Here is a 19,360-nt window from a genome sequence, read left to right as displayed (position 1 = left end):
CTCTCAGGGGTCGAGTCGGTAGCCGTAGCCGCGGACGGTGGTGATCCGAGGGGCGGGCGCGGGCAGCCGGGCGAGCTTGCCGCGCAGCCGGTAGACGTGCTCGACCACGGTCGCGGGCTGCTGCCAGGAGGCGCCCCAGATCCGCTCGAGGAGCTGTTCCGCCGAGAAGACCCGGCCGGGCGCGGCGGCCAGCAGCTCCAGCAGGGCGTACTCCTTGGGCGGCAGCGTCAGCAGAAAGCCCTCGGAGGAGGCCTGGCGGGCGGCCGTGTCGACGCGCAGGGAGCCGATCCGGAGCACGGTCGGAGTCTCCGGCGGCTGCGAGCGGCGCAGTACCGCGCGGATCCGGGCCACCAGCTCGCGCTGCGAGAACGGTTTGACGAGGTAGTCGTCGGCGCCGATCTCCAGTCCCGCCACCCGGTCGGCCTCCGCACCGCGGCCGGTGACCACGATGACCGGAAGGCGGCTCGTGGAGCGCAGCGCCCGCAACAGTTCCAGGCCACTGCCGTCGGGAAGGCCCAGGTCGAGGACGGCCAGATCGACGCCGCCCTCGTGCAAGGCGGCCTTGCCGGCGCGGGCGTCCATGGCCCAGGTGACGGTGAAGCCCGCGCGTTCCAGATAGGAACGGCACATCAGTGCGAAATCGGAGTCGTCCTCGATCAGGGCGAGGTGCGGACGCATTCCGCATCACCTGGCCCAACTGCCGTCCGCTCGTTGTGCAACCGACGAGCGGGCGTTGATGCCCCGACCATGTGGCGAAGGTAGAACAGTAAAGGCCCACGGTTCAAGGGGGAGCCGCCAAGGGGGAGTTCCGGCGCGGGTGCCTGCGGTGCGGGGATGACGAAGTCACCGCACGCGCCCGTGCCGGAACACGCGGCAGGTACGGAACGGGGACGGACGGCTTGCACGACACCATTCTGGAGCTCGTCGGCTCGGCCTCCTGGCCCCCCGCCGGCGAGCACGCGCTGCTGCGTACGGAGACCGGACTGCTGGTCGCCGAACTGCACGGCGACATCGATCTGGCCACCGCCGCCCACCTGAGCCTCTGGTTCGACTCCCTGGCGGCGGTGGCCGCCCCGGGCTATGCCGTCGACCTGCGCCCGGTCTCCTTCATCGACTCCGCCGGCCTCAACGTGGTGCTGCGTTTCCGGCGCCGCGTCATCGAGGCGGGGTGCGGATTCGCCCTTCTGTGTGACACCGGCCAGCTGCGGTTGCTGTGCGCGAACGGCACAGCGGACGTGCTGAATCCATTCGCCACCCTGGCCGAGGCGGTGTCCGCGCTCACCGCACCAGTACGGCCGCCCCGTCGAAACGGCCGGCCTTGAGATCCCGCAGCGCCTGGCCGGTCCGTGACAGCGGATACGTGTGGGTGATCGCCCGCACGCTGTAGCGGGCGGCGAGCGCCAGAAACTCCCGGGCGTCCTCGCGTGTGTTCGAGGGCGCGCAGTGCCACCGGGACCGGATCGCCGACCGGGGCGAACAGGATCGCGCTGTCCAGGGGCTCGGGCGGCGGGGCGTACGCGTCCTGTGCGGAGGCGGCGCCCAGGTCGAGCGCCGGCCGCCGTGCCGCCTCCCCGCGGGTGAGCAGGTGCACGGTGGCACCCTCGGCGAGCGCGACCTGGGCGCACAGATGGGCGCTGCCGCCGAACCCGTACAGCCCAAGTCGTCCGCCCGGCGGGCGCGCGGTAGCCGATGATGCCCGCGCACAACAGCGGCCGTCCGGCAGCCGGTGGGCGAAGGCGTCGGGCAAGGTCGTGTACTCCGCGTAACCGCCGTCGGCGTCCCAGCCCGTGTACCGGGAGGCCGGGCACAGGTTCTCGGCCCCGCGCAGGCAGTAGGGGCAGCTCCCGTCGGTCCGGCGCAGCCAGGCGACGCCCACCCGGTCGCCCACGGCATAACCGCCCGTCGCACGCATCACCGCACCGACGACCTCGGGCCCCGGCCGCACCACGGACCACGCCCGCATCGCACCACCCGTCATACCGTCCCCCTTTCCGTGACGGCCCCCTTTCCCGTCCGAAACGGACCGAACCGTTCGGCGCGCGACCCGGCGGCGGGGTGACTAGCGTGAGAAACCGGACCGACCACCGAACCGGAGAGGGCCGCAGCCATGGCCGTACAACCTGAGGGAACCCCCTGTTGGGCCGATGCGATGTTCAGTGACGTCGAGGGAGCCAAGAGCTTCTACGGCGACGTCCTCGGCTGGACCTTCGGCGAGGCGTCGTCGGAGTACGGCAACTACACGCAGGCGTACTCGGACGGCAAGGCCGTCGCCGCCGTCGTCCCGCCCATGCCGGGCCAGGAGGAGGGCCCCTCGCAGTGGTGCCTCTATCTGGCGAGCCCGGACGCCGCTGCCACGGCCGGCAAGATCCGTGAGAACGGCGGCGAAGTACTGATGGAGCCCATGGCGGTCGGCGACTTCGGCACCATGTGCCTGGCCCGCGACCCCAGCGGCGCCGTCCTCGGCGTCTGGCAGGCCGGACAGCACGAGGGCTTCGAGGCGATCGGCGAGCCGGGGGCGTACGCCTGGGCGGAGGTGTTCACCCGTGAGCCCGCGAAGACGGCGACTTCCTCACGGCGGTCTTCCCGTACCGCGCGAAGCAGATGGAGGACGACGGGGTCGACTTCCGCATCTTCGACATCGGCGAGAACACCGTCCTCGGCCGGATGAAGATGACGGACGACTTCCCGCCCGAGGTCCCGTCGTACGTCAACGTCTACTTCGCCGTGCCCGACTGCGACGACGCCGTCGCCAAGGCCACCAAGCTCGGTGGCATCCTGCGCTTCGGGCCGATGTCCAGCCCCTTCGGCCGGTTCGCCGCGCTGAGCGACCCGCAGGGCGCGAGCTTCTCGGTGATCGACCTGAGCACGACCGAGGGCGAGATGCCGAAGATCTCGGAGGTCTGAGGACCGGTGGCCGGGCGCCCCGCCCCTCCGTGGCATGATCGGGCCCATGCGTGAACGTGTGGTGGCCGCTTGCGACGGCGCTTCGAAGGGAAACCCCGGACCGGCCGGCTGGGCCTGGGTCGTCGCGGACGACACGGAGACCCCGGCCCGCTGGGAGGCGGGGCCGCTCGGCAAGGCCACCAACAACGTCGCGGAACTCACCGCGCTGGAACGCCTGTTGACGGCGGTCGAGCCGGACGTGCCGCTGGAGATCCGGATGGACTCCCAGTACGCCATGAAGGCCGTCACCACCTGGCTGCCCGGCTGGAAGCGCAACGGCTGGAAGACGGCCGCCGGCAAGCCGGTCGCCAACCAGGACCTGGTCGTCCGTATCGACGAACTGCTCGACGGCCGCAAGGTCGACTTCCGCTACGTCCCCGCCCACCAGGTCGACGGCGACCCCCTCAACGACTTCGCGGACCGCGCCGCCAGCCAGGCCGCCGTGGTCCAGGAGCCCGCGGGCACCGACCTCGGCTCGCCCGAGCCGCCGCCCTCGCCCGACACCCCGAAGGCCTCCCGCCCCGCCAAGGCCAAGTCGCCCCGGCGGAGCGGCGGTCCGGCCGCCTCGGCGTCCTCGGGGTCTCGCACCATCAAGGCCAAGTTCCCCGGCCGCTGTCTGTGCGGCCGCCCCTACGCGGCAGGCGTGGACATCGCGAAGAACGCGCAGGGCTGGGGCCACCCGGAGTGCCGTACGGCGGACGCCTGATCAGTCCGTGTCGAACGTGTAGTGCGCCCGGTGGTCCAGCAGGTCCGCCGGGCGTACGTCGTTCCACGGCTTCATCGTCTCGTCCAGGTCGACCACGTCCCGCGTCCCGGCGGCGGGCAGATACCCCGAGTCCGGGTGCCTGCGCTGCCACTCGGCCCACAGCTTGTCGACATAGGCGTGGTGCAGCCAGAACACCGGGTCGTTGGGGGAGACCCCGGTCGCCATCTGGCCGCCGACCCAGACATGGACCCGGTTGTGCAGATTGACCCCGCGCCACCCTTCCAGGTGGTTGCGGAAGCCGTCCGAGGCGCTGTTCCAGGGCGCCATGTCGTACGTCGACATGGCCAGCACGGAGTCGACCTCCGCCCGTGTCGGCAGTTCGCGCACGGATCCGCCGAGCGAGCGGCGCAGGAACGTACGGGCGTCCACCCGCACGGATATGGGCCAGTTGCCGGCCGCCGTGGCGAACGGTCCGTCCATCACCTGGCCGTCCCGGCTGCGGCCGGTGCCGCCGAGGAAGTCCGGCGCCCACAGCGAGGCGCGCGGGGAGCGGTCGGTGGACCAGTCCCAGTACGGGAGCGCCACCGACGCGTCCACCGACTGCAGGGCCCGCTCGAACTCGAGGAGGTATCTGCGGTGCCAGGGCAGGAACGACGGTGAACGGTGGCCCGTACGTTCGCTGTTGTCGGTGTCGGACATGATGAAGGCGTTGTGCGTGGTGACGAAGGCGTCGTAGCGGCCGCTGCGCTTGAGCTCCAGGACGGCGGCGACGAAGCGCCGCTTCTCGTCGGTGCTCAGGCTCGCCTGGTTCTTGCGGACGGTCATGTGCGGTACTCCAAGGTGCGTGCGGGGCAGGTCAGTTGGCGGGGAACGGGACGAGTCGTGCGCCCCGCAGCTCGTCGACGGCGGCCCGTGCGGCGGCCTTCGGCGTCGGTACCGGGTCGTAGTGGCTGACGACGCTGATCCAGGTGCCGTCGGCGTTCCGCATCACGTGCAGTTCCGCGCCGTCGACGAACACGGCGTATCCGGTGCCGTGGTGGTGACCGCCCGCGGCGGCGGGGTGGCCCTGGATGCGGCGGCCCTTGTAGACCTCGTCGAAGGCCTCGGGGGAGTGGTCGTGGGCGGCGGCTCGGGGTGCGACGGCGACCGTGGTGGCGAGGGCGGCCGCGGCGGTGAGTGCGCGGCGTCGGGTCAGTTCGGGCATGGGAGTCCTTCCGGTGGTGGGCGACTCCGCATGCCTATCGGGCCGGTGGAGAGCGGGAGAAATCCCCCGGGACCGGTTGGCTACGATCCGGACAATTACCAACATGTCGTGCAACGTTGAACGAAGATGATCTTGCTTCGGCGGGGCCCGTGCAGCGCCGGAACGGGCAATTCCTTTCGCCGGAGGCCGTGTTTTGGGCGGTCCTTGGCGGACGGGTGTGCCGTCGGTGGCCTGGCTCACCTGGAGGAACTGGCGCAATCGCCTGCTACTCTGCGTCGTCAATTGACCGCTTTGAGTAATTCCTGGGGTGCGCGTGAAGGTCGCCTGCGTCGGTGGCGGGCCCGCCGGCCTGTATCTGTCGATCCTGCTGAAACGGCAGGACCCGTCCCACGACATCACCGTCTACGAGCGCAATCCGGAGGGCTCGACCTACGGCTGGGGCGTGACCTACTGGCGTGGTCTGCTCGACAAGCTCCACGAGCGCGACCCCGAGACCGCGCGGGCCGTCGAGGAGCACTCGGTCCGCTGGAACGACGGCGTCGCCCATGTACGGGACCTGACGACCCGCCACCGCGGCGACGAAGGGCACGGCATCGGCCGCCACCGCTTCCTGGAGCTCCTCGCCGCCCGCGCCCGGGAGCTCGGTGTACGGCTGGAGTTCGAGCACGGGATCACCCCGGAGAACCTGCCCGACGCCGACCTGATCGTGGCCGGCGACGGCGTCCACAGCGCGCTGCGCACCGCCCACGCCGACCACTTCGGCACCGAGGTCAGGGCAGGCCGCAACCACTACGCCTGGCTCGGCACCACCAAGGTCTTCGACGCCTTCACCTTCGCCTTCGTCGAGACCGACCACGGCTGGATCTGGTGCTACGGCTACGGCTTCGGCCCCGACCGCAGCACCTGCGTCATCGAATGCGCCCCGGAGACCTGGTCAGGCCTCGGCCTCGACGGAGCGGACGAGGCCGAGGGCCTGACCCTGCTGGAGAAGCTCTTCGCCGACGTCCTGGACGGCCACTCCCTCATCGGCCGCTCCGGTGCCGACGGCAGCGCCCAGTGGCTCAACTTCCGCACCCTCACCAACCGCACCTGGTCCCGCGACAACCTCGTCCTCATCGGCGACGCCGCCCACAGCACCCACTACTCCATCGGTGCCGGCACCACCCTCGCCCTCGAGGACGCCATCGCCCTGGCCGCAGCGCTCCGTGAGCACACCGACCTCCCGCAGGCCCTCGCCCGCTACGAGCGGCAGCGCAAGGCCGAGCTCCTCTCCGTCCAGAGCGCCGCCCGCTACAGCGCCCAGTGGTACGAGAACCTCCCGCGCTACATCCATCTGCCCCCGCAGCAGATGTTCGCCCTGCTCGGCCAGCGCCACTCGCCCCTGCTGCCCTACGTCCCGCCCCAGCTGTACTACCGGCTCGACAAGGCCGCGGGGCAGCTCGAAGCGCTGCGCCGGCTCAAGCGCTGGCTGGGTCCGAAGATCGCGCGCAGCGCCCACACCCGGGCCCTGGGCGAGCGGAAGTAGCGGCCTTTTCTCTTGGGTGAATGGCAATTCACCAGCTATGGTGAATTGCCATTCACCCGCATTTTCCGCTGGAGTGCCTATGGACGAGCCCGCCGCGATACCCCGGCCCCTGCGGGAACGGCTGACGGTCCCGGTGCTGGCGTTCGGCGGCATCCTCATGGCCGTCATGCAGACCGTGGTCGTCCCGCTGCTGCCGGACCTGCCGCGGCTGACCGGTGCCTCACCCGGCGCCGTCTCCTGGATGGTCACCGCGACCCTGCTCGCCGGCGCCGTCCTCACCCCGGTCCTCGGCCGGGCCGGCGACATGTACGGCAAGCGCAGGGTGCTCATGGCGGCGCTCGGCCTGATGACCGTCGGCTCGGTGCTGTGCGCCCTGTCCTCCGACATCCGGGTGCTCATCGCCGCCCGCGCCCTCTCGGGCGCCGCCTCCGCCGTCGTACCGCTGGCCATCAGCATCCTGCGCGACGAACTGCCCCCGGAACGCCGGGGCAACGCGGTGGCGCTGATGAGCTCGACCGTGGGCATCGGCGCCGCGCTGGGCCTGCCGCTCGCGGCGGTCATCGTGCAGTACGCGAACTGGCACGCCATGTTCTGGGTGACCGCCGGCCTGGGCGCGGTCGGCGTCACCTCGGTCTGGTGGGCGGTACGGGAGTCGCCGGTGCGGGAGCCCGGCCGGTTCGACGTGCCGGGCACCCTCGGCCTGGCCGCCGGGCTCGTCAGCCTGCTGCTCGGGGTGTCGCAGGGCGGGCAGTGGGGGTGGGACAGCGCGCGGATCCTGGGACTCTTCGGTGCGGCCGTCGTCGTACTGGCCCTGTGGTGGTGGCAGCAGTTGCGGACCGAAAGACCGCTGGTCGATCTGCGGCTGGTGTCGAAGCCGCGGGTCGGGCTCTCGCATGTGGCCGCACTGCTGACCGGGTTCGCGTTCTACGCCAACTCCCTCGTCACGGCCCAGCTCGTGCAGGCGCCCCGGGCCACGGGGTACGGGCTCGGGCTGTCGATCGTCCAGACCGGTCTGGTGCTGCTCCCGGGCGGTTTCATCATGCTGCTGTTCTCGCCGGTCTCGGCGCGGATCTCCGCCTCCCGCGGACCGCGCGTCACGCTCGCCCTCGGGGCGTTGGTCATCGCGGCCGGGTACGTAGTGCGCATCGCCGACAGCCACGACCTGTGGATGATCATGGTCGGTGCGGCGGTCGTGGGCACCGGCACCACCCTGGCCTACTCGGCGCTGCCCACCCTCATCCTGCACGCCGTCCCGGCAGGCCAGACCGCCTCCGCCAACGGCGTCAACGTCCTGATGCGCACGATCGGGCAGGCGGTGTCGAGTGCCGCCGTCGCCGCGGTCCTGGTCCGCCACACCAGCCTGGTCGGCGGTGTTCCCGTACCCGCCCTGGACGGCTATCTGCTGGCCTTCGGCGTCGCGGGTGCGGTCGCCCTGGCGGCGTGCGCGACCGCACTGTGCATCCCCGCCGACCCGGAGGCCGGCGGAACACGCAGGGCCCGGGGAGCCCGCAAGGGGGTGATGGAGGGAGCATGAGTGCCGTGAGCACCCCACCGACCGCCTCCACGTCCGCCCGCCGGGACGCCGAGGCGACCAAGGCGGCCATCCTCAGGTCGGCCCGCTACCTCCTGGCCCGCCACGCCCACGCCGACATCACCCTGAAGGCGGTCGCCGAACGCGCCGGTGTGAGCCCGCCGTTGATCCTGAAGTACTTCGGCAACAAGGACGCCCTCTTCGCCCGCGTCATGTCCTTCGAGACCGACGCGGAAGCCCTGCTGGACGCACCCCTGCAAGAGCTGGGCCGGCACATGGTCCGGCACGTCCTGGAGAGCCAGAGCGAGCGCGGCGCCGACCCCCTGCTGCGCATCGCCTTCGCCCCCCTGCACGGCGAACAGGGCGACATCCTGCGCGCCAACTTCCGCGCCCAGGTCACCGAACGCCTCGCCGAACGTCTCACCGGCCCCGACACCGGACTGCGCGCCGAACTCGCCGTGGGCACCCTTCTCGGCCTCGGCGTGATGTACGGCATCGCCCGAGGGACCCATCTCAGGGCGAGCACGCTCGACACCATCGTCGAGCGGTACGCACCCGTGGTGCAGGCCCAGCTCACGCCCTAGCCGAACAGCCGGTCCAGGAAGGCGTTGCCGTACACGCCGTGCGGGTCGAGACGGTCCAGGATGCCGGCCGCCTGCTCCCAGACGCCGTCGCCGAGGGACGCGGGCACCGCCGTGCCGAGCACCTGCTCGTCGTCCCACACCGAGTCGTCCGTGTAGGCCCAGCCCTTGGACCACTCGACGCGGGTCAGGGCGTCCGTGCCGTCGTGGCTGTCCAGCAGGAACTGCTCCAGCTCACGCAGGAAGGCCTCCGCGTACGGGGTCCCCGGCAGCGTCAGCACGTCCAGCCAGACGGCGGTGTCCCACTGCGGGTGCTCGCTGTCCGGCCGCAGCGCGGAGAGCAACGGGGCGCGGGCGCCGACGAGTTCGGCGTCGGCCGGGTCGTCCAGGCCCGTCACACGGATCTCCACCGAGCCGTTGACCGGGAAGCGTCCCAGGGCCGCGTACGCCGTGAGCCGTTCGCGGTAGAAGGCGGTGAACTCGGCCACGACACGCTGCACCTGGTCCCGGGAGGTGAGCACCGCGTAGCCGTTGGCGTTGATCCGCAGGGTGGTGGGCCTGACGTAGAGCAGCGTGTTCTTGGACGGCCCCCAGATGTCGGCGGACAGCGTCGCCACGAGCCCGAGCGCGGCCGTGTCGTACTGCGCGTTCCCGAGCACCGGTGCCAGATACCAGGCCGCGTCCGAGACCATCCGCCCGGCGAGGTCCGCCACCAGGGTCGGGACGTTGTCGGAGAAGGGGTAGTTGTACGGCGACGTCACGCGGCGCGAGGTGAGCGGCTTCGTCGGCTCGACGCTCCACACCTTGAACCACGGGAACTCGGTGAAGGCGAACCAGATCGCCTCGACGCGCCCGGCCTCGTCCAGGTAGCTCGCGAGGGTGCGTCCGTCGCTGCCGGGGGCGGCGAAGAGCTCACCTGCCGGGATGTCCATACGGCTGACACAGCGCAGGTTCACGTTCGCGCCGACCCGCAGGACGACCTCCGTGACGAAGGTCCGCCCGAGATGGGTCAGCAGCGCGGCGGCGTCCGCCTCGTCCCGTGCGAAGGTCCGCAGGACGTAGGCCCCGGTGCCCTCGTCCCACACGACCGCGGTGACCGACAGCACCCGGTTGCTCAGCGAGCCGTACGTCTGGCCCGGCAGCCGCCGCTCGCCCTGTGCGGGGACGGCGCTGCCGTGCGCGTCGATCGCCAGGGCGCCGCCGAGGGTGAGGTCGCCGGGCGCGGGCGCGGCCGTCACACCGAGGCCGTGTCCCTCCAGGAAGGTCAGCAGGGACTCCATCGAGGCGCCGGCGCCGGCGCGCACTGCGTCGGCGGACTCCAGGGCCAGATCGGTGAGGTGCGCGGTCGTGTCGACGAGTAGCACGGGTGCGTCCGGCGAGGTGCCCTCGGTGATCGTCAGCGGTGACCAGCCGTGCGAGAAGCCCCGGGCGCGCACCCGCCAGCCGTTCTGCCAGGCCCAGTTGACGACGGCGGCCACCTGGTCCCCGTCGGACGGCGCACAGGCCCACAGCCCGGCGGCGGTGATCTCGCCGACCCAGTTCCGGTACGCCGAGCGGTAGAGCGCCACCTCGTCCGGGAAGCCGGGCAGTTCCTGCGCGGCGACGGCCGGATCGGCCGGCACGAGGGTCAGGGCGGCGGCGCTGAGGAGAAAGCTTCTGCGGGTCCAGTTGTGGGTCACGGGGGTCAAGCTAGGGACCTGCTGACAGAGAGCGCTTGCTCATCGAGTTCATTCACTCGTGTGAGTGAATGATTCACAGGGGAGCCTCCGGAGGAGCCCGTTCCGCGCACAGAGGTGACGGATGACAGACTGACGCCATGGACGAGCGCACTTTCGGTAGGTCGGGTCAGCACGCATCCGTCGTCGGTCTCGGTACATGGCAGCTGGGTGCCGACTGGGGAGACGTCGACGACAAGGAAGCCCTTTCGGTACTGGAGGCCGCCGCCGAGTCGGGCGTGACCTTCTTCGACACCGCCGACGTGTACGGCGACGGCCGCAGCGAGCAGACCATCGCCACGTTCCTGCGGAGCCGGCCCGACCTGCACGTCCTGGTCGCCACGAAGATGGGCCGCAGGGTCGACCAGATCCCGGAGAACTACGTCCTCGACAACTTCCGTGCCTGGAACGACCGTTCCCGCCGCAACCTCGGCGTCGACCGCCTCGACCTCGTCCAGCTGCACTGCCCGCCCACGCCGGTCTACTCGACGGACGCGGTGTACGACGCGCTGGACACCCTCGTCGAGGAGGAGCGCATCGCCGCGTACGGCGTCAGTGTGGAGACCTGCGAGGAAGCCCTGACCGCGATCGCCCGGCCGGGCGTGGCCAGCGTGCAGATCATCTTCAACGCGTTCCGCATGAAGCCGCTTCAGCGGGTGCTCCCCGCGGCGCAGGAGGCGGGCGTCGGTATCATCGTCCGGGTGCCCCTGGCCTCCGGTCTGCTGTCCGGCAAGTACACCAAGGACACGGTCTTCCCCGAGAACGACCACCGCACCTACAACCGGCACGGCGAGTCCTTCGACGTCGGCGAGACCTTCTCCGGCGTCGACTACGCGACCGGCGTGGAGGCGGCCGCCGAGTTCTCCGCCCTCGCCCCCGAGGGATACACTCCGGCCCAGCTGGCACTGCGCTGGATCATCCAGCAGCCCGGCGTGACCACCGTGATCCCCGGCGCCCGCAACCCCGAGCAGGCCCGCGCCAATGCGGCCGCCGCCGCGCTGCCGGAGCTGTCCGAGAAGACGCTCACCGCGATCCGGGACCTCTACGAGGGGCGGATCAAGGACCAGGTCGAGAACCGCTGGTAGTCCATGGGGACGGGAGCCCGGCTGTTTGAACGATCAGACGCCGGGTTACCCGTCCCGCATGGTGCAGGCTGCGGAGAGACGAACGGGACGCGACGAGACCGAGGACGAGCGAGCCGACCGTATGTGGGCCGAGCTCATGCAGGAGATCCGTGTCGCTCAGATGGGCGTGCAGATCCTGTTCGGCTTCCTGCTGACCGTCGTCTTCACACCGAAGTATGCCGACCTCGGCGACACCGAACAGACGATCTACATCGTGACGGTCGTCCTCGGCGCCACCGCCACCGGTGCCCTCATCGGGCCGGTGTCCCTGCACCGCCTGGTGTCCGGGCGCCGCATCAAACCCCGCGCGGTGCTGTGGGCGGCCCGGCTGACCTTCGTCGGCCTGGTGCTGCTGCTCGCCACCACGGCCGCCTCACTCCTGCTGATCCTGCGGGTCGCCACCCACGACCCCTACGTGCCGTGGCTGGTCAGCGCAGTGGTCGCGTGGTACCTGGTGTGCTGGTTCCTGCTGCCGCTGTGGATCCGGCGCCGCTATACGACGGAGTGAAGGCCCGCGCGGCCAGCTGCCGGTCGTGCGGGCGGCTCAGCAGCAGCACCGAGACGGTGGCGCCGACCAGGGCGCAGAACATGTCCCACTGGGTGTCCCACACATCGCCCTGCGTGGCCAGGAAGGCGTCCGCCGCCTGACCCCCGAGCACCGCGGCCAGCCACTCCAGCATCTCGAAGACGGCACTGAAGGCCAGACACGCGCACACTGTCAGCGGCGCCAGCCAGCGACTGCCCCGCAGCGGCGAGGTCCGGCTGAGCAGCTCCCGCACCAGCAAGACCGGCACGAACCCCTGCATGAGGTGGCCGAACCGGTCGTACGGATTGCGCTCCAGGCCCAGCTCGTCGCGCAGCCAGTTGCCGAACGGCACCTCCGCGTACGTGTAGTGGCCGCCGATCACCAGCACCAGCGCATGGGCGGCCAGCAGACAGCACAGCAGATCGGTCAGCGGGAAGCGCCGCCGGGTCAGCACGATCAGCGGCAGCCCGACCAGCACCCACACCGTCTCCAGGAACCAGGTCGTGCGGTCCTGCGCACCCCAGGCGGAGAGGGCCACTCCCACGACCACGACCCCGGCCAGCAGGGTGGGCAGACGGCGGCGAACTGCTGTCATTTCGGGGCTCCTTGTCGTAGGAGCCCCATCGTGGGGCGGGGGCGGGGGAGAGGCATGAGTACGGCTACTCAGTTCAGCCCCGTGCGATGACCTCCGCGAGGAAGTCGTCGACCTCGACCTCCTCCTGCCCCGGCAGCACCACCTCGTAGGTCCGGCTCAGGAACGCGGCGACCGTCGGGGCCCACACGAACACCACGGCGTGATGTCTTCCGCCGCCGGGCCGGGCGTCGCCGAGGAGCTCCATGCGCAGCTCTTTGCCCGCGCCCGAGGACACGGGGCGCAGACGTACGTCGCCCAGTCCGACCGGCCCGGTCAGCCCCTGGGCGAGCATCTCGCGGTCGAGGCGCCATCGGGCGAGCACCCGGCCGTCGTGGCTGAACACCACCGTGACGGCGAACGGGTCGGAGGCGTCGTAGTCCAGGTGGGCGAGCACGGGGAAACGATCCGTGTCGCCCGCCTGGAGCTGTACGACCAAGGTCTTGTGCGTCGAGAAGTTCACGTGAGGGCCTCCGGAAAGAACGGACGCGGTGCTGCCCTCAAGTACCCCTCTCACGCACGAAATGCTCACTCGTGAGGCTGATTCCCCCGAGCGTCGCGCAGGGACGTGATGCACGCGCCGATGGCCTGCTGCAACTCCTCGAGCTGCTGGACCATGTCGTCCTCGTAGAAATCCTGTGCGTCGTCGAAGGTCAGTTCCTCGAACACCTTCGTCGCCTTCTGGAGGCTGCTGTAGAACTTCGTCCGCCGTTCCTGGACACGGAGTTCGGGATCGGCCTCCACGGCCTCGACGACGAGGGTCTTCATGGTGCCGTAGGCCTCGGTGGCCCACTCGCCGGTGTCCTCGTCCTCGTTCAGCTCGTCGAGGAGGGAGAGGTGCCGCTCGGCCTCCTGGCGGAGGTCGGCGGGTGCGTCGACGGTCTGTCCGGCGGGGGTCTTGATCTGGCCCGACTCGGCGATCTGGCGGACGTAGCCGATGCGGTCGGCGGACCTGCTCTCGGTGGCGACGGCCTTCTTGAGGTCGTCGGTGCGCACGACGTCACGGGCCAACTCGGCCTGCAGGTCGGGGTCTTCGCGCACCCGGTCCAGGAGCGCCTGGCGGGCGGCCCGGGCGGTGGAGGGGTCGGCGAGGATCGCGGCGCGCAGCGCGGTGGGGTTCTCGGCGACCTCCAGGGCCTTCGTGGGCCGGATACCCTCGGCCTCGGCGGCCTCGGCGATGGCGGTGCCGCGTTCGGAGGCGGCACTGCTGCGGGAGACGTAGTAGGTCAGCCACACGTCGGAGTCCGGCAGCTCCACCTCCTGGCCCGGTGCGAGCGCCTCGAAGTGCGGGACGAGACCGTCGTCGGCCGCCCGGTCCCACGACTTGTAGTAGCGCATGACACGATCGGCGGAGCAGCCGCCGAGCTCGGCGAACTCCTTCGCGGACACCTTCGGCGTCTCGTCCGCGCCCTGGCCGCCGGGCCGTACGCTGCGTGCCACCATCAGCCCGAAGGCCCAGCCTCCGGTCCGCGCGTAGGCGCCGAACTCACGGGCGTCCCGCGCCACGAGGTCGGACAGGGGTGCGGAGGACGTCTCGGACGGGGCGATCGCTAGGGTCACGGGTGACTCTCCTGGGTGGGGGCCGGTCGAACTGCGCGAGTGCAGGGAGGCAGCCTATATCCACCCATTGGCGATGCTTTGGCAACCCCTGTGTGTCTAGTGGTCCAGGGCGTCGTGGAGCGCGGGCAGCAGCGTCTTCTCCGCCCAGTCCAGATACGCCGGCTGCGACTCGCCGCCGATCTGCACCAGGGCGATCTCGGTGAACCCGGCCTCCGCGTAGGGACGTACGGCCTCGACGAAGTCGTCCGGGTCGTCGCCGCACGGGATGGAGGCGGCGACGTCGTCAGGTGTCACGAACTGCGTGGCCCCTTCGAACGAATCGGGATGCGGCAGCTCCGAGTTGACCTTCCAGCCGCCGCCGAACCAGCGGAACTGCGCGTGGGCGCGCTTCTCGGCGGTGTCCCGGTCGGGGTCGTAGCTGACCGGCAGTTGGCCGACGCGTGGCTTGCCGGTGCCGCCGTTGCGGTCGAAGGCGTCGAGGAGGCCGGCCTTGGGCTCGGTCGCGATCACCAGGTCTGCGAGCCGGCCCGCGAGGGCGCAGGACTGCTCACCGGAGACGGCGATGCCCAGGAGCGGCGGTTCGTCGGGCAGATCCCACAGCCGGGCGGACTCCACGTCGAAGTGCGTCCCGCGATGGTTCACATGTCCGCCCCGGAAGAGCGCCCGGATGATCTCGACCGCCTCCTCCAGCATCTCGTGGCGCACGTCCGCGGACGGCCAACCGCCGCCCACCACATGCTCGTTGAGATTCTCTCCCGAGCCGAGCCCCAGCCGGAACCGGCCCTCGGAGAGCAACTGCATCGTCGCCGCCTTCTGCGCCACGACGGCCGGGTGGTAGCGGAACGTCGGACATGTCACGTACGTCATCAGCGGGATGCGTGAGGTCGCCTGCGCGGCGGCGCCCAGCACACTCCAGGCGTACGGCGAGTGACCCTGTGCGCGCAGCCACGGAAAGTAGTGGTCCGAGGTCACCGAGAAGTCGAAGCCCACCTCCTCGGCCCGCACCACATGGTCGACGAGCTCACGGGGCCCGGCCTGTTCGGTCATCATCGTGTATCCGATTTGCACCATAAGGGGCGAGTCCCCGGGCTTCGGGACGGAAAACGGCTCGCGGGCGTCTGGATCATGACGTGATCGCCGGGAGAGGATGGTCGTATGAGTGTTCGCCCCTTGCCCACGAGCACCCCGTCCGCCGAAGGCATCGACGCGACCGGCGTGCAGGCCCTGCTCGACGCCCTCGAATCCGCCCCGGACATCGAGCCGCACAGTCTGATGGTCCTGCGCCACGGCAAGGTCGTGGCGTCCGGATGGTGGGCGCCGTACACCGCCGACCGTCCCCATCTCCTGTACTCGCTGAGCAAGAGTTTCACCGCGACGGCCGCCGCCTTCGCCGTCGCCGAGGGCCTGCTCCGGCTCGACGACCCGGTGATCTCGTACTTCCCGGAGTTCGACGCCGACATCACCGACCCGCGCAGCCGCGCGATGCTCGTCCGGCACGTCACGACGATGGCCAGCGGTCATGAGGCCGAGACCCACGACCGGGCGCTGGCGACGGACCGCGAGGAGCCGGTGCGCGGCTTCCTGCTGCTGCCGCCGGACCGCGACCCGGGCACGGTCTTCGCCTACAACCAGCCCGCCACCTACACCCTCGCGGCGATCGTCCAGCGGGTGACCGGCCTGCCGCTGACCGAGTATCTGCGCCCGCGCCTCCTCGATCCCCTCGGGATCGGAGACGTGGCGTGGCTGCGCGGCCGGACCGGACGCGAGCTGGGCTACAGCGGACTGCACGCCACCACCGACGCGATCGCCCGGCTCGGCCAGCTGTATCTCCAGGGCGGCGTGTGGGAGGGCGAGCGGCTGCTGTCGCAGGAGTGGGTCGCCGAGGCGACGCGGTCGCACATCGTCAACGGGGGCGGCACGTGGACCGACTGGGCGCAGGGGTACGGCTTCCAGTTCTGGATGTCCCGGCACGGCTACCGCGGGGACGGCGCGTACGGGCAGTACTGCCTCGTGCTGCCCGAGCAGGACGCGGTGGTCGCGATCACCGGGGCCACCAATGAGATGCAGAAGGTGCTGGACCTGGTCTGGAGCCATCTGCTGCCGGCGTTCGGCGCCGGCCCGCTGCCCGGCCGCGAGGAGGAGGATGTCGCGCTGGCCGAGCGGATGTCCCGGCTCGCGCTGCCGCCGGCGGCGGGCAAGCCCGCACCGCCCGAGCAGGCCGTCGCGTTCACACCGCACGGCGGAGTCTGCGAGGGACTTCCCAAGCTGACGGCGGTCGAGGTCGACGCGGAGGGCCGGCGGCTGACCCTCGTCGAGGACGGCCACCGGCTGGAGTTGCGGTTCGGAGAGCCGGGCTGGACCGTCACCGACGGACCGGTCCCCGCGGCCGTGAGCGGAGGATGGAGCGGCCCGGCCACCCTCGCCCTGGATGTGGCCCTCCTGGAGACCCCGCACCACGTCGACCTGACCTGCTCGCTCACGGACCGGACGTTCACCGCGCGGTGGCGCACCCAGCCGCTGCACAGCTCCCGTGTCCGCGCGATGCGCGCACCCCGCGACTCAGCCTGAGGGCACGCGGAACGTCCGCAGGATCGTGTCCAGGGTCTGCTGGTTGGCGTCGTCGTCCCAGTCGGACGCCGGGGTGGTCCAGCGCAGCGAGAATCCCTCGCCCGAGCCGAGGAGGAAGCCACGGCCCAGGGTGTGCACGCGGGTGCCGTCGACGGTGGCGAGCCACTCCAGGTCGGCGGCCTCACGGCCCTGGTACGTGGTCGCGCGGATCTCCCCGATCCGCTGGTAGTCGCCCGACTGCTGAAGCCTCGGTTCGACGTCGTCCCGCCAGACGGCGACCGGATCGTCGCCCACGCGCGTGCTGTAGGTGACCGCGAGCGTGCGCGGGTCGCCCTCCGCGCCGAGGACGACCCGGTACGCCAGATCGTCCTGCTTCGTCGTGCTCAGTGCCTCCCAGCCCTCGGGGAGGGAGACGGAGAAGCCCTGCGGTGAGGTGTAGCGCTGGAACTCCGGTTGCGGAGCCGCCGGCGAGGCGCTCGTAGGAGTGGGCGTCGGCGTAGGTGTGGGCGTCGGACTCGGAGCCGTCGGCGTCGGGGCGGGCGCCTGGCTGGGCTGTGCGGCGGGGACGGAGGCGGTGGCCGAGGCGGACGGCCTGGGCGTGGCCGCGTCGGTCGCGGAGTCGTCCGAACCGCCGGGCAGTTCACGGGCCACGGCGACGACCGCCACCGCGACGGTGACGACGGCCAGCGCGGTGCCGGCGGCCATGGTGCGCCGGCTCCAGCCCGGTCCACCGGAAGTGAGACCGCGCAGCCGGGGCCGGGGGGCCGATGCCAGGGCCGCGTCGGGGTCCTCGGAGACGACACGGACGAGCGCCTCACGGACCACCTGGCGGTTCAGCCGCTCCCTGGAGTTCTTCCGGAGCAGCCCCTGCACGGTCTGGGTGAGCGGCCCGGCCCGCACCGGGCTGCGCAACGGCAGCCGGTCCACGCCCTTCAGCGTGGTCTCCGGGCTGTCCCGGTCCCGGAAGGGCGGGCGGCCCTCGACCATCGTGTACAGCATCGCGCCGAGCGCCCACAGGTCCGCGGCCGGCCCGATGCGCTCGTCGCGGGCCTGTTCCGGGGAGGCGTACGACGGTGCGCTGACCCGGGGTGCGAGCGTCGCGCCGGTCAGGCCGAAGCCGGTGACCACGACGGGGCCCTTGTCCCGTACGAACACCTGGCCGGGGCTGAGCTCGCCGTGGGTGATGCCCTCGCCGTGCCCGGCCTCCAGCACGTCGAGCAGTTCCAGGCCGATACGGGCCGCCCGCACGTAGTTGAACGTGCCTTCCCTTTCCAGGACTTCGCCCAGCGGGGTGCCCTCGATCCACTCGGTGACGGTCCACAGGGTGCCGTACTCCTCGACGGCGTCGACGACCGAGGCGAGCCGGCCCGGGCAGAGCCGCCCCATGGTCTCGGACATCCGGATGACGCGGGCGATCGCGCGGCGCGAGCTCTCGCCGTCCGGATCCGGTGGCAGCCCGATCTGTGTGAGCAGACACGGCCGGCCGGCCTCGACGTCCTCCCCGTACCAGCAGACGCGGTTCGTTTCGCGGTGGAGGACCTCCAGGAGCCGGTACCTTCCGGCCACCAACTCGTGTGTGGAGACGTGCGCCTTGACCATGGTCATCCCTTGCTGAACCTGTCTCTCACCTTTCCCACAGGTACGGGGGGCGTGACGGGGTGCGTTCAGCGGAAAGCGGGGTGCTTTTCCTGATGGGCTGTCATGGGAAGGGATTTGACGAATGGTCAGAGCAATTCGAAACGTTCTGCCCAGGTTTTGACATCTCCGGTCGTCGCGTTGCCCCCGCACACCACCAGCCCCAGCCGGGCGCCGTCGCCCGCCCGCTGAAGCACCCGCCGGGCCGCGGGCAGCAGACAGCCGGCGGCGGGCTCGGCCCACACCTTGGCGTGATCGGCGAGCTGCAGCGAGCCCTGCACCGCTTCCCGGTCGGTGACCACGAGGACCTCGTCGACCAGGGCCGACACATGGTCGTACGTCAGTTGCGACACGGACGGCGCGCTGAGCGTGGACACGATCGACGACAGCGCGACCGGCACCGGACCGCCCGCGGCCAGCGCCTCGGACATGGCCTGGGCACCCTCGGTCTCCACACCCCAGATCCGCAGACCCGGGCGCCGGGCGCGCAGCGCAGCCGCGACACCGGCGATCAGCCCGCCGCCCCCGATGCTGACGAGGACGTCGGTGAGTTCACCGGCGTCCTCGGCGAACTCCAGTCCCACGGTTCCCTGCCCGGCGATCACGAGCGGATCGTCGAAGGGGTGGACCAGGGTCAGGCCCTCGTCCCGCAACCGTGTCACCAGCGAGAACGCGCCGTCCATGTCGTCGGTGACCCGCACCGACGCACCGGCGTCCTTGGCGATCTCCACGGCATGGGCGGGCGCCGAGCGCGGCATGACGACGGTGGCCTTCACATCGAGCGCCGCGGCCATCACCGCGAGGGCGATGCCGTGGTTGCCGCCGCTGACCGCCACGACTCCGGCGGCCCGCTCGGCCTCGGTGAGCGAGAGCAGCTTCGCCGTCGCGCCGCGCACCTTGAACGAACCGGTGCGCTGGAGGAGTTCGAGCTTGGCGGTGACCGGGGCGCCGAGCAGCGCGGACAGCCCGGGGCTCGGCACGGTCGGGGTGCGGACGACGTGTGCCGCGATCCGCTCGGCCGCGGCTTCGATGTCGGAGATCCCGATCAAGACACTCACCCTTCCGGCACGGACGATCCGCACCGCTTCGACCCTGGCGCGGTGCGGGGCGC

18 protein-coding genes and 2 pseudogenes are annotated in these 19,360 nt (G+C 71.2%); 9 read left to right on the top strand and 11 right to left on the bottom strand.

The features are described 5' to 3' along the window. Nucleotides 1-3: 3 nt before the first annotated feature. The gene (locus tag OHU89_RS06165) at nt 4-678 is read right to left on the bottom strand and encodes a response regulator transcription factor (protein WP_405640620.1); all 675 of its coding nucleotides are present in this window, start codon (nt 676-678) and stop codon (nt 4-6) included. Between the two features lie 221 nt (nt 679-899). Here OHU89_RS06165 and OHU89_RS06160 point away from each other — a divergent pair, with 221 nt between their 5' ends. Continuing rightward, nucleotides 900-1,322 carry an STAS domain-containing protein gene (locus OHU89_RS06160; RefSeq protein ID WP_405640617.1) on the top strand — a complete coding sequence of 141 codons (423 nt, stop codon included), beginning with the start codon at nt 900-902 and terminating at the stop codon, nt 1,320-1,322. Here the strand turns inward: OHU89_RS06160 and OHU89_RS06155 are convergent. After that, nucleotides 1,279-1,945, bottom strand: a pseudogene (locus OHU89_RS06155) (alcohol dehydrogenase catalytic domain-containing protein); the annotation flags it as partial. The gene OHU89_RS06160 and the pseudogene OHU89_RS06155 sit on opposite strands and share 44 nt — an antisense overlap. A 162-nt stretch (nt 1,946-2,107) precedes the next feature. On the opposite strand from OHU89_RS06155, the pseudogene OHU89_RS06150 reads away from it, so the two are divergent. Both OHU89_RS06150 and OHU89_RS06145 read left to right on the top strand, forming a co-directional pair. Beyond that, nucleotides 2,108-2,904, top strand: a pseudogene (locus OHU89_RS06150) (VOC family protein). A 34-nt stretch (nt 2,905-2,938) separates the two neighbouring features. Next, nucleotides 2,939-3,649, top strand: coding sequence for a ribonuclease H (locus OHU89_RS06145; protein WP_405640615.1), 711 nt, complete (start codon nt 2,939-2,941; stop codon nt 3,647-3,649). Here the strand turns inward: OHU89_RS06145 and OHU89_RS06140 are convergent, their stop codons facing one another. Both OHU89_RS06140 and OHU89_RS06135 read right to left on the bottom strand, forming a co-directional pair. Then, complete coding sequence (locus OHU89_RS06140) at nt 3,650-4,474, bottom strand: tyrosinase family protein (protein WP_405640612.1); 825 nt, start codon at nt 4,472-4,474, stop codon at nt 3,650-3,652. It abuts the gene before it with no gap. Between the two features lie 31 nt (nt 4,475-4,505). Continuing rightward, a complete protein-coding gene (locus OHU89_RS06135; RefSeq protein ID WP_266896829.1) occupies nt 4,506-4,853 on the bottom strand; it encodes an apotyrosinase chaperone MelC1 in 348 nt (115 codons plus the stop codon). A gap of 307 nt (nt 4,854-5,160) precedes the next feature. On the opposite strand from OHU89_RS06135, the gene OHU89_RS06130 reads away from it, so the two are divergent. The 3 genes from OHU89_RS06130 to OHU89_RS06120 all read left to right on the top strand — a co-directional run bounded on the left by OHU89_RS06130 (nt 5,161) and on the right by OHU89_RS06120 (nt 8,493). Next, on the top strand, nt 5,161-6,378 hold the full coding sequence (locus OHU89_RS06130) for an FAD-dependent monooxygenase (RefSeq protein ID WP_405640609.1): 1,218 nt from the start codon (nt 5,161-5,163) through the stop codon (nt 6,376-6,378). 79 nt (nt 6,379-6,457) lie between these two features. Next, nucleotides 6,458-7,912, top strand: a complete 1,455-nt coding sequence (locus OHU89_RS06125; RefSeq protein WP_405640607.1) for an MFS transporter — start codon at nt 6,458-6,460, stop codon at nt 7,910-7,912. Then, on the top strand, nt 7,909-8,493 hold the full coding sequence (locus OHU89_RS06120; protein ID WP_405640604.1) for a TetR family transcriptional regulator: 585 nt from the start codon (nt 7,909-7,911) through the stop codon (nt 8,491-8,493). The genes OHU89_RS06125 and OHU89_RS06120 overlap by 4 nt, the downstream gene beginning before the upstream one ends. Here the strand turns inward: OHU89_RS06120 and OHU89_RS06115 are convergent. Next, nucleotides 8,490-10,169: a cholesterol oxidase substrate-binding domain-containing protein gene (locus OHU89_RS06115; protein ID WP_405640601.1), complete on the bottom strand. Its 1,680-nt coding sequence runs from the start codon at nt 10,167-10,169 to the stop codon at nt 8,490-8,492. The two genes, OHU89_RS06120 and OHU89_RS06115, sit on opposite strands and share 4 nt — an antisense overlap. A 137-nt stretch (nt 10,170-10,306) precedes the next feature. Here OHU89_RS06115 and OHU89_RS06110 point away from each other — a divergent pair, with 137 nt between their 5' ends. Then, entirely contained in the window at nt 10,307-11,290 is a 984-nt protein-coding gene (locus OHU89_RS06110) for an aldo/keto reductase (RefSeq protein ID WP_405640598.1), read from the top strand. A gap of 58 nt (nt 11,291-11,348) precedes the next feature. Next, a complete protein-coding gene (locus OHU89_RS06105; RefSeq protein WP_405654340.1) occupies nt 11,349-11,837 on the top strand; it encodes a DUF6328 family protein in 489 nt (162 codons plus the stop codon). Here OHU89_RS06105 and OHU89_RS06100 read toward each other — a convergent pair. The 4 genes from OHU89_RS06100 to OHU89_RS06085 all read right to left on the bottom strand — a co-directional run bounded on the left by OHU89_RS06100 (nt 11,758) and on the right by OHU89_RS06085 (nt 15,117). Further along, nucleotides 11,758-12,450 carry a DUF2238 domain-containing protein gene (locus OHU89_RS06100; protein ID WP_405640595.1) on the bottom strand — a complete coding sequence of 231 codons (693 nt, stop codon included), beginning with the start codon at nt 12,448-12,450 and terminating at the stop codon, nt 11,758-11,760. The two genes, OHU89_RS06105 and OHU89_RS06100, sit on opposite strands and share 80 nt — an antisense overlap. A gap of 73 nt (nt 12,451-12,523) precedes the next feature. Then, nucleotides 12,524-12,949 carry an SsgA family sporulation/cell division regulator gene (locus OHU89_RS06095; protein WP_405640593.1) on the bottom strand — a complete coding sequence of 142 codons (426 nt, stop codon included), beginning with the start codon at nt 12,947-12,949 and terminating at the stop codon, nt 12,524-12,526. 65 nt (nt 12,950-13,014) lie between these two features. Next, nucleotides 13,015-14,046: a hypothetical protein gene (locus OHU89_RS06090; protein ID WP_405640591.1), complete on the bottom strand. Its 1,032-nt coding sequence runs from the start codon at nt 14,044-14,046 to the stop codon at nt 13,015-13,017. Between the two features lie 96 nt (nt 14,047-14,142). Further along, nucleotides 14,143-15,117, bottom strand: coding sequence for an LLM class F420-dependent oxidoreductase (locus tag OHU89_RS06085; RefSeq protein WP_405640588.1), 975 nt, complete (start codon nt 15,115-15,117; stop codon nt 14,143-14,145). Nucleotides 15,118-15,201: 84 nt separating this feature from the next. On the opposite strand from OHU89_RS06085, the gene OHU89_RS06080 reads away from it, so the two are divergent. Continuing rightward, nucleotides 15,202-16,614 (top strand): serine hydrolase domain-containing protein, encoded by a 1,413-nt coding sequence (locus OHU89_RS06080; RefSeq protein WP_405640586.1) that lies wholly within the window; start codon nt 15,202-15,204, stop codon nt 16,612-16,614. Here the strand turns inward: OHU89_RS06080 and OHU89_RS06075 are convergent. Both OHU89_RS06075 and OHU89_RS06070 read right to left on the bottom strand, forming a co-directional pair. Further along, nucleotides 16,606-18,219: a serine/threonine protein kinase gene (locus OHU89_RS06075; protein ID WP_405640583.1), complete on the bottom strand. Its 1,614-nt coding sequence runs from the start codon at nt 18,217-18,219 to the stop codon at nt 16,606-16,608. The two genes, OHU89_RS06080 and OHU89_RS06075, sit on opposite strands and share 9 nt — an antisense overlap. Before the next feature lie 119 nt (nt 18,220-18,338). Then, entirely contained in the window at nt 18,339-19,298 is a 960-nt protein-coding gene (locus tag OHU89_RS06070; protein WP_405640581.1) for a threonine/serine dehydratase, read from the bottom strand. Nucleotides 19,299-19,360 lie beyond the last annotated feature (62 nt).

The sequence above is a fragment of the Streptomyces sp. NBC_00019 genome (genome assembly GCF_045041015.1).
GTDB lineage: Bacteria > Actinomycetota > Actinomycetes > Streptomycetales > Streptomycetaceae > Streptomyces.
Note: the sequence above shows the minus strand (reverse complement) of the source record. Positions and strands in the feature narration are given on the sequence as shown.

Coding starts and splice junctions, on each gene's coding strand:
- OHU89_RS06135 (WP_266896829.1), bottom strand. CDS start 4,853: ATGCCCGAACTGACCCGACGCCGCGCACTCACCGCCGCGGCCGCCCTC.
- OHU89_RS06075 (WP_405640583.1), bottom strand. CDS start 18,219: ATGACCATGGTCAAGGCGCACGTCTCCACACACGAGTTGGTGGCCGGA.
- OHU89_RS06120 (WP_405640604.1), top strand. CDS start 7,909: ATGAGTGCCGTGAGCACCCCACCGACCGCCTCCACGTCCGCCCGCCGG.
- OHU89_RS06145 (WP_405640615.1), top strand. CDS start 2,939: ATGATCGGGCCCATGCGTGAACGTGTGGTGGCCGCTTGCGACGGCGCT.
- OHU89_RS06085 (WP_405640588.1), bottom strand. CDS start 15,117: ATGGTGCAAATCGGATACACGATGATGACCGAACAGGCCGGGCCCCGT.
- OHU89_RS06125 (WP_405640607.1), top strand. CDS start 6,458: ATGGACGAGCCCGCCGCGATACCCCGGCCCCTGCGGGAACGGCTGACG.
- OHU89_RS06165 (WP_405640620.1), bottom strand. CDS start 678: ATGCGTCCGCACCTCGCCCTGATCGAGGACGACTCCGATTTCGCACTG.
- OHU89_RS06080 (WP_405640586.1), top strand. CDS start 15,202: ATGAGTGTTCGCCCCTTGCCCACGAGCACCCCGTCCGCCGAAGGCATC.
- OHU89_RS06105 (WP_405654340.1), top strand. CDS start 11,349: ATGGTGCAGGCTGCGGAGAGACGAACGGGACGCGACGAGACCGAGGAC.
- OHU89_RS06110 (WP_405640598.1), top strand. CDS start 10,307: ATGGACGAGCGCACTTTCGGTAGGTCGGGTCAGCACGCATCCGTCGTC.
- OHU89_RS06100 (WP_405640595.1), bottom strand. CDS start 12,450: ATGACAGCAGTTCGCCGCCGTCTGCCCACCCTGCTGGCCGGGGTCGTG.
- OHU89_RS06140 (WP_405640612.1), bottom strand. CDS start 4,474: ATGACCGTCCGCAAGAACCAGGCGAGCCTGAGCACCGACGAGAAGCGG.